Genomic DNA, 3,312 nt, shown 5'->3' with positions numbered 1-3,312 from the left:
CGCCGAAGCACGCCAGCAACTGCTGCCGGCGCTCGCCGAAGCGCTCGGCTCGGAAGATTCGAAGGAAGGCGTGCGCGCCTTCATCGAGAAGCGCAAGCCGGTGTGGCAGGGGAAGTAGATGCCTTACGTGATCACCGACGCCTGCATCGACGTGAAGGACAAGACCTGTCTCGATGCCTGCCCGGTCGACTGCATCTACGAGGGCGGCCGCACGCTCTATATCCAGCCGGAAGAGTGCATCGATTGCGGTCTGTGCGAGACGGTATGCCCGGTCGCAGCAATCCATGCGGATGATCGCCTGCCGGATGAGCTCAAGCCCTGGATCGCCATCAATGCGGACTTCTTCGGAAGCGAAGTGACCGGCTGGGGCCGCCCCGGCGGCGCCGATGCGAAGCACACGACGACAAAAGACCATCCCGCCGTCACGGCGTGGGTGAAAAAGGCGTGAAAGCGGCCTCCGTTTACCGCCTGTGGGCCAGAAGCAGAGCCGGTCGTTCGTCTCAGCACACTGCGGGCCACCACGCCGATCAGCTTTCAATCCCGACTAAGGAGCCGCAACGCTGTTCGATCGCGCCGAGCGCAGCATTCATGTTTGGCGCCTGTGTCCCTCGGAGCAGCAGGCCCGGCAACTAGAGCAGAGCGAATTGCGCACGCTCGCGTTTGGCCAAGAGCGGCAGTGCCTGACCGGCGATATACTTTTTGAAGTACTCGCTTTCCTGGTGCCCTTTAAAGGCAGCTTCATCGCGAAACAGTTCGAAGAAGAGAAACTTCGCTTTGTTCTCCTTGTCTCGGCCGATCAAAAACAGCTTGGCGCCGGGATCCCGCTGCGCTTCAGGCAGAAATTGATCGAGGATGTCGGCAATCTTATCGGCCTGACCTTCCTTTGCCTCCCATTGGGCGACAACGAGCAGCCCACCGTCGCCGAGCGCTTCGGCGACCGTTTTGTTGTCGGATGCGTATAGCTTCATCGCTGTAGCTCCCATTCCTTGTGAACGAGCAGGTGAAATCAGCCATGGCGAAAGAGTGCAGGTAGCCACAACGGCAGCGAAAGCTCAAACTGCCGAACGGCGGCTAACCACTCCGAGATCATCTGCCCGGCGAGGTGGCGAAAGTTGCATGATCATCTCCATCGCAGTAACCGCTCAACGCGCGGCCGCTGCGACCGTTCGCCTGGCATAGTTCGGTTGAGATCGAAGTGTCGCTCTTGCGCGAACGGGGGCCAGGCTTCCGGTTGGCTGGGCGTATTAAAGAATAGGAGATGGCCAGCCACAGTCCGGTCGCGCGCGGGTCCTAGAATTCAATACCCCATTGAGCGCGGAATGCCTTTTCTCCAGCAGGCGTGATCTCAACAGAACGTCCCACCACACGTCGGCGGATCCAGTCTTGCCGAAAGCAAGCTTGCGCGATCGCGGCGCCCAGGTAGCCCGCCAGGTGTGCACGGCGTTCGCTCCAATCAAGACATCGCCGACAATAAGGACGCCGAGATCCTGGGTGCTGCGCGCGTTCCGCGCCGACGGTTTGCAAGAACGCCGCTCCGGCTGAAGTCAACTGTCCGGCGTCGTCATCCAGCCGTACGAATCGTCGTGCAACGAACATATCGGCGATCGCGACCCCCAAGCGGCCGGCAAGATGGTCATAGCAGGTGCGGGCGCGCCTCATCTCATCATCAAGCTTGCTCGAAGGCCGATAGCGCGGTGGACCGCTGGCCACGACGGCCATCATGGTCTCCAGCATTTGCGCAACGAGAGGGCTCGCGAGGCGAAAGATTCGATGGCGTCCACGGCGCTGCGCGACCAGCAACTCTTGCCTTACAAGCTTCGACAAGTGAGAGCTTGCGGTCTGGGGCGTGATGCGCGCCACCTCGGCCAAAGCCGTAGCGGTCAAAGCCCTTCCATCCATAAGCGTTGCAAGCATATTTGCGCGCCCGGGATCGCCGATGAGCTGCGCAACTTCGGCAATCGGCGGTGTAGCCATCGTGTGTCCTCTGGTCGAAATGATCGGTTGATCCGACATGTGGACGCTGTCGGCGCTGATCGCAAATGCTGTCATTTCGATCGCGGCCGAAGCATCGCCGGGAACGCGCACGACCGCAGCTGCGTTGGCGGCGTTCATGGCGACGAATTGCGCAAAAGGGGCAGCCGCATGAACCACAGCTTTCCAAAGCTTGACGAACGGGAGGAGCATTTTGTGATTCCCGGACCGCTGAATAACCTGCCCCTCTTCCTGCGTTATTTGCCGGCCATTCAACCTCGGTTCAAAGCGCGGCGCGCTGTCGTGTATGTGCATGGCGCAACCTTTCCGTCAGCATTATCGATCGCGCACCGATTTGACGGAAAATCCTGGCGTGATGCGCTCAGCGAGGCGGGCTTCGACGTCTGGGGCCTCGACTTCTACGGATTCGGGTATTCGGGGCGCTATCCTGAAATGCGCGCGCCGGCCGAGCAGCATGGGCCCTTGTGTGTGGCGGCGGATGCTGAACGGCAGCTCGAAGCGGCCGTGCGGTTCGCTCTTACGCATCAGGGGCTCCGACATCTTTCCCTGATCTCCCATTCGTGGGGATCGATGCCAGCGTGCAGGCTTGGCGGCGCTCACCCGGCGTTGATCGATCGGATCTTGCTTTTCGCCCCAATCGCACCGCGTGGACCGCGCCGGTACGAAAGTCCCGCGACTTTGCCCGCCTGGAGGGTCGTGACGGTCGAGGACCAGTGGAAGCGCTTTGTTGAGGATGTTCCCAAGGAAGCGCCGCCGGTGCTATCTCGCGCGCATTTTGAGGAGTGGGGGCAGCGCTATCTCGACAGTGATGCCGAAAGCCGAACGCGTAGTCCTGCGGGGGTCAAGACGCCGCTCGGCCCGTTCAGCGAAATTATCAGGGCGTGGCACGGCGAACTCGCGTATGAGCCGTCGAAAGTTCAGGCCCCAATCGCCATCATACGAGGCGAATGGGACGGCTTGATGGGCGACGACGACGCGAGGCGGCTGTTCGACGCGTTCACGCGATCGCCCGCCAAGCGGGATATCAAGATCAGCCGCGCGACGCATCTGATGCATCTTGAAGAGATGCGCTTCGCGCTCTGGCAAGAAAGCGTCTCCTTTCTGAGTGCCCACGATGCAGCCTCTTGCGCTGCGCACAATCGAGCGGAGGAAGCCTAAAAATGTTCTCGGTCATCTTTGAAGTAAAGCGCAAAAAAGAGAAGCAGGATGAGTACATGAAGCTGGCGATGGGCCTGAAGCCACTGCTTCGCACCATCGATGGCTTCATCGACAATGAGCGATTCGAAAGCCAATTAAAAAAAGGCTGGCTCCTGTCGCATA

4 protein-coding genes are annotated in these 3,312 nt (G+C 60.4%); 2 read left to right on the top strand and 2 right to left on the bottom strand.

The features are described 5' to 3' along the window. Positions 1 to 118: 118 nt before the first annotated feature. A complete protein-coding gene (gene fdxA, locus JOZ76_RS35190; protein ID WP_291705975.1) occupies positions 119 to 448 on the top strand; it encodes a ferredoxin in 330 nt (109 codons plus the stop codon). Positions 449 to 629: 181 nt separating this feature from the next. On the opposite strand, the gene JOZ76_RS35185 is transcribed toward fdxA, so the two are convergent. Together JOZ76_RS35185 and JOZ76_RS35180 are read right to left on the bottom strand one after the other, a co-directional pair. After that, positions 630 to 968, bottom strand: a complete 339-nt coding sequence (locus tag JOZ76_RS35185; RefSeq protein WP_291705974.1) for a putative quinol monooxygenase — start codon at positions 966 to 968, stop codon at positions 630 to 632. Between the two features lie 322 nt (positions 969 to 1,290). Further along, positions 1,291 to 2,184, bottom strand: coding sequence for an ArsR/SmtB family transcription factor (locus JOZ76_RS35180; RefSeq protein ID WP_291705973.1), 894 nt, complete (start codon positions 2,182 to 2,184; stop codon positions 1,291 to 1,293). Here JOZ76_RS35180 and JOZ76_RS35175 point away from each other — a divergent pair. Further along, positions 2,143 to 3,150: an alpha/beta hydrolase gene (locus JOZ76_RS35175; protein ID WP_291705972.1), complete on the top strand. Its 1,008-nt coding sequence runs from the start codon at positions 2,143 to 2,145 to the stop codon at positions 3,148 to 3,150. The genes JOZ76_RS35180 and JOZ76_RS35175 overlap by 42 nt on opposite strands. Positions 3,151 to 3,312 lie beyond the last annotated feature (162 nt).

Origin of the sequence: Bradyrhizobium sp., assembly GCF_019244115.1 — a bacterium.
Classification (GTDB): Bacteria; Pseudomonadota; Alphaproteobacteria; order Rhizobiales; family Xanthobacteraceae; genus Bradyrhizobium.
Note: the sequence above shows the minus strand (reverse complement) of the source record. Positions and strands in the feature narration are given on the sequence as shown.